The following is a 4,831-nucleotide window of genomic DNA, read 5'->3' as shown; positions in this document are numbered from 1 at the left end:
TTTTTATCGATGAAAAACACCATCTAAGCTCTAAAAATTAGGTACCTAGTAACAAATGCGATCGCTTTGGTATAAAATGACCACTTTCTTCTGTTACTAAGATTAGGAACAATCGGCAATGGCTGAATACGTATATACCATGTCGCGGGTGAGTAAAATTGTCCCGCCTAAGCGTCAAATTCTCAAAGACATCTCTCTGAGCTTTTTCCCTGGAGCTAAAATCGGTGTTTTAGGTCTCAATGGTTCAGGTAAATCCACCCTGTTACGTATCATGGCTGGCATCGATACTGATATTGATGGGGAAGCACGCCCGCAAGCAGGATTGAAAGTCGGCTACTTGCCTCAAGAACCAGTACTGGATGAATCAAAAACCGTGCGTGAAGTGGTGGAAGAGGCTGTTTCTGATGTTGCTGGCGCACTAACTCGCCTCGATGCTGTTTATGCGGCATATGCAGAACCCGACGCCGATTTTGATGCGTTAGCCAAAGAGCAAGGTGAGCTCGAGGCTCTGATTCAAGCCAAAGATGGCCATAATTTAGAGAACGCTTTAGAACGTGCGGCCAATGCACTTCGTCTACCAGAATGGGATGCTAAAATCGCCGTTTTGTCTGGTGGTGAGCGCCGCCGTGTGGCGATCTGCCGTTTGCTACTTGAAAAGCCAGATATGCTGCTGCTTGACGAACCAACCAACCACTTAGACGCGGAATCTGTTGCTTGGCTAGAGCACTTCCTTGTCGACTATTCAGGCACAGTCGTCGCCATCACCCACGACCGTTACTTCCTTGATAATGCTGCTGGTTGGATTTTAGAACTTGACCGCGGTGAAGGCATTCCTTGGCAAGGTAACTACACCTCGTGGCTCGAACAGAAAGATGAACGCTTAAAGCAAGAATCATCTCAAGAGAGTGCTCGTCAAAAAACGATTGAAAAAGAGCTGGAATGGGTTCGTAAAAACCCGAAAGGCCGCCAAGCAAAATCCAAAGCACGTATGGCACGCTTTGAAGAACTTAATAATACTGAACATCAAAAACGTAATGAAACCAACGAACTCTTCATCCCGCCGGGCGAACGTTTAGGTGACAAAGTATTGGAAGTTCGTAACTTAACCAAATCGTTTGGTGATCGCGTACTGATTGATAATTTGTCATTTAGCATGCCGAAAGGGGCGATTGTCGGCATCATCGGTGCTAACGGTGCGGGTAAATCAACGCTGTTTAAAATGCTAAGTGGCGTAGAGCAACCAGATTCTGGTGAAATTGAATTGGGCGCAACCGTGAAATTAGCCTCGGTTGATCAGTTCCGTGACAGCATGAACGACAAAAATACCGTCTTCCAAGAGATCTCTGAAGGGGCGGATATTATCAAGATCAACAATTTTGAAATTCCTGCGCGTGCTTACTGCTCTCGCTTTAACTTCAAAGGCGTCGATCAACAAAAAGTGCTTGGTCAACTATCGGGCGGTGAGCGCAACCGTGTTCACTTAGCCAAATTGCTTAAAGCTGGCGGTAACGTCCTATTACTCGACGAACCAACCAACGATCTGGATGTTGAAACGCTACGCGCATTGGAAGAAGCGCTGCTGGAATTCCCTGGTTGCGCCATGGTTATCTCGCACGACCGTTGGTTCCTAGACCGTATTGCGACCCACATTCTGGACTACCGTGATGAAGGTGAAGTGAAATTCTATGAAGGCAACTACAGCGAATACACTGAGTGGTTAAAACAGACGTTGGGCGCTCAAGCGGCTGAACCACACCGCATTAAATACAAGCGTATGACCAAATAACTCTGTATTTGAAGTCTCTGGCCGCAATCTATTGCGGCCTTTTTGTTACTTGTACATCCTGCATCACACAACAAGATGCAGGATTCGCGACACTGCCTTCAATTAGGTCTAAACTTAATGGGTATAATTTTTCAATGATCGATACAGAGCCGAAGCTGGCACAGGTCAACGCTCAACAAGAGAGAGTACCATGATTGAAAGACGTCGCTTTTCACGCATCATCTATCAGATGCCTGCCACCTTATTGCAAGGTAAACATACCGTCACCACAACGATTCAAGATTTGTCGCTGCATGGACTATTGCTCTCATGCCCTGACGCGGACAAATTAGTGCTCAATGAAATGGCACAAGTCCATTTCACACTACCAGACAGCGATGTCACTATTAATCTAGTCGCCAAGTTGATCCACATTCAAAACAACATTATTCGTGTCAGCATCAATCACATTGATATTGAAAGTATTGGCCATTTGAAACGTTTAGTTGAATTGAACATGGGTGATGAAAGTTTGCTCCATCGCGAACTGGAATACTTGTCTGATTTAGGGGATGAACCGGAAGAATGAGCGGCGGCCGTATTCACAACAACCGCACTCGCCGTTCAGACAGCCTTAAACACGATGAATGGCATCGTTCGCTTGTTTTAACAAGTTTTGACTTTCAAGCATAAATTGTTGTGAATAACTGCCAAACCAATCACTCACTTTGCTAAAGTTTTCCACAAAAGCCTGCTTCTCACGCCCGTCAAGTAAGGTTAACGCCTCGCCAAAACAAGCATGAAAACGTTTTATCATCTCAACGTTCTCTTCCGATGAGAAAATGATATCGCCATACAAGTGAGGGTCTTGACCAAAAAGCCGTCCAACCATCGCCAGTTCTAAACGATAAATCGGTGAACTCAGCTGCAGTAATTTTTGGATATTCGGATTTTCTTTAGAAAGATGTAAACCGTATACAAATGAAGTGAAGTGACGCAGTGCTTGGATCAAGGTCATGCCGTGATCGTGTTCTGCGGCATCAATCTGGCACAAACTCGCTCCCCATATCGAAAACTGTTTTAGCAACCACTGATAACTCGCTTCTCCTCGCCCATCGCAATAGACGATCACTTGCTTGGCCATACTAGGGACATCTGGGCCAAACATTGGGTGTAATCCAACCACTGGGCCAGAGTGTGTTTTAAGCATCGCCTGTAGCGGCTTAGACTTAATCGATGTGAGGTCGCACAAAATACAATCGGCAGGCAAATGAGCAAGTTTTTCAATCACACCGACGGTTAAGTGAATAGGAACCGTCACCACAACCAAACCGGCATCATGCAGTATCTCATCGGCTTGATGCCAATCTTTACTGCCTAATACTTTCACCTGATAGCCCGACAGTTTGAACATACGGCCAAATAAGCCACCAAGTTGACCATGACCGCCAATAATCACCACAGAGCGCAGCTCTGGGTTTAAGCACTTAAAGCCAGAATCCTTTTCACTGGCATAAGATTCACGCATAGTACGGCGCAAAATATCTTCAATCAGTTGTGGCGGGACGCCTTTTCTTTCCGCTTCAGCGCGGCGAGAAGCCAGCATCGCCGCTTCTCGATCGGGAGCATAAATAGGTAGACCATGTCGGCTCTTGACTTCCCCCACCTTTTCAACCAAAGCTAATCGGCGTGCAAGCAGCTCGACCATTTGTTTATCGACAGCATCAATTTGATCACGTAATTCGTTAAGTTCAACAGCCATGGCACTTCCCTTTATTCACCTTTTTTTAGGCGATTTTCTAAGAACGGAACGAGCTCTTGATGAGCATGTCGTAATAGTGCCTCAGTTGATGGCCAATTAATACAGGCATCCGTAATCGATACACCGTATTCCATTTCGTTGCGAGGAAGGTCAGAAGATTGATTACCTTCATTGAGGTGACTTTCAATCATCAAACCAATAATAGACTGATTTCCTTCACGAATTTGATGAATCACATCTTCAGCGACTAACGGCTGACGACGGTAATCTTTACGTGAATTAGCATGGCTGCAGTCCACCATTAACGAGGCATCCAATTTATGTTTTGCCATCTCTTGCTCACACTCGGTGACCGACACTGAATCGTAGTTGGTTTGCTTACCGCCACGTAAAATGACATGTCCATTTGGGTTGCCTTGAGTGGTAAGTAAGGCCACTTGCCCTTCACTATTAATGCCCATAAAGCGGTGGCTGGATGATGCCGCCTGCATCGCATTGATTGCCGTTGCTAAATTGCCATCGGTGCCGTTTTTAAACCCAATCGGCATCGACAAACCACTGGCCATTTCTCGATGTGTTTGGGATTCCGTAGTGCGTGCACCAATCGCCGCCCAGCTGAATGTATCGGCTAAATATTGAGGGCTGATCGGATCAAGCGCTTCGGTCGCCAGAGGGATCTCCATCTCCGCTAGCTCAACTAACAATTGACGACCAACGTGTAAACCATGTTCGATATCAAAACTGCCATCAAGATGAGGATCGTTAATCAGACCTTTCCAGCCAACCGTTGTACGCGGCTTTTCAAAGTAAACACGCATGACAATGTACAGTTGATCACTCAACTGCTCTGAGAGTGATTTCAAGCGCTTTGCGTACTCTTTTGCCGCATCAATATCATGAATAGAGCAAGGACCGCACACCACCAGTAAACGGTGATCTTTTTTATGAATAATATTGGCAATTGTCTGACGAGAGTGTTGAATGAACTGGCGAGCTTGATGACTGAGCGGCAGCTTAGCTTTTAATTGTTCCGGAGTGATCAGCACTTGCTCATCACTGATGTTAATATTACTTAGTTCACTTTTTTGCATCTCATCACCTGTAATTATTTGTTTACACAAAATCTTATTGCATACCTAAACACCAATAAAAGACAAATTAACAGGCTTTAAAAACATTTCAAGTGTAAATTTAAAAAAACATAACATGTAAAAATAAAATTACACACGTATTTATCTTCTATTAAAGCAAAAAATATAAGCTGACGCGTATTTTATTCTCTCTATCTCACCTAAAATAGTGAG

Annotated in this window: 4 protein-coding genes; 2 read left to right on the top strand and 2 right to left on the bottom strand. The window is 44.8% G+C overall.

Going from position 1 to position 4,831, the window contains the following annotated elements:
• The first annotated feature begins 118 nt into the window (after nt 1-118).
• The gene (gene ettA / locus B9J84_RS15580; RefSeq protein WP_010319161.1) at nt 119-1,786 is read left to right on the top strand and encodes an energy-dependent translational throttle protein EttA; all 1,668 of its coding nucleotides are present in this window, start codon (nt 119-121) and stop codon (nt 1,784-1,786) included.
• A gap of 190 nt (nt 1,787-1,976) precedes the next feature.
• Nucleotides 1,977-2,354, top strand: a complete 378-nt coding sequence (locus B9J84_RS15575; RefSeq protein ID WP_013857542.1) for a PilZ domain-containing protein — start codon at nt 1,977-1,979, stop codon at nt 2,352-2,354.
• A 45-nt stretch (nt 2,355-2,399) separates the two neighbouring features.
• On the opposite strand, the gene tyrA is transcribed toward B9J84_RS15575, so the two are convergent.
• Together tyrA and B9J84_RS15565 are read right to left on the bottom strand one after the other, a co-directional pair.
• Nucleotides 2,400-3,527: a bifunctional chorismate mutase/prephenate dehydrogenase gene (gene tyrA / locus B9J84_RS15570; RefSeq protein WP_013857543.1), complete on the bottom strand. Its 1,128-nt coding sequence runs from the start codon at nt 3,525-3,527 to the stop codon at nt 2,400-2,402.
• Between the two features lie 11 nt (nt 3,528-3,538).
• Nucleotides 3,539-4,618, bottom strand: coding sequence for a 3-deoxy-7-phosphoheptulonate synthase (locus B9J84_RS15565; protein ID WP_047690207.1), 1,080 nt, complete (start codon nt 4,616-4,618; stop codon nt 3,539-3,541).
• Nucleotides 4,619-4,831 lie beyond the last annotated feature (213 nt).

Source organism: Vibrio sp. V03_P4A6T147 (assembly GCF_002241085.1).
Lineage (GTDB): Bacteria > Pseudomonadota > Gammaproteobacteria > Enterobacterales > Vibrionaceae > Vibrio > Vibrio anguillarum.
The sequence above is the reverse complement of the archived record's forward strand: the minus strand, read 5'-3'. Positions and strand labels throughout refer to the sequence as shown.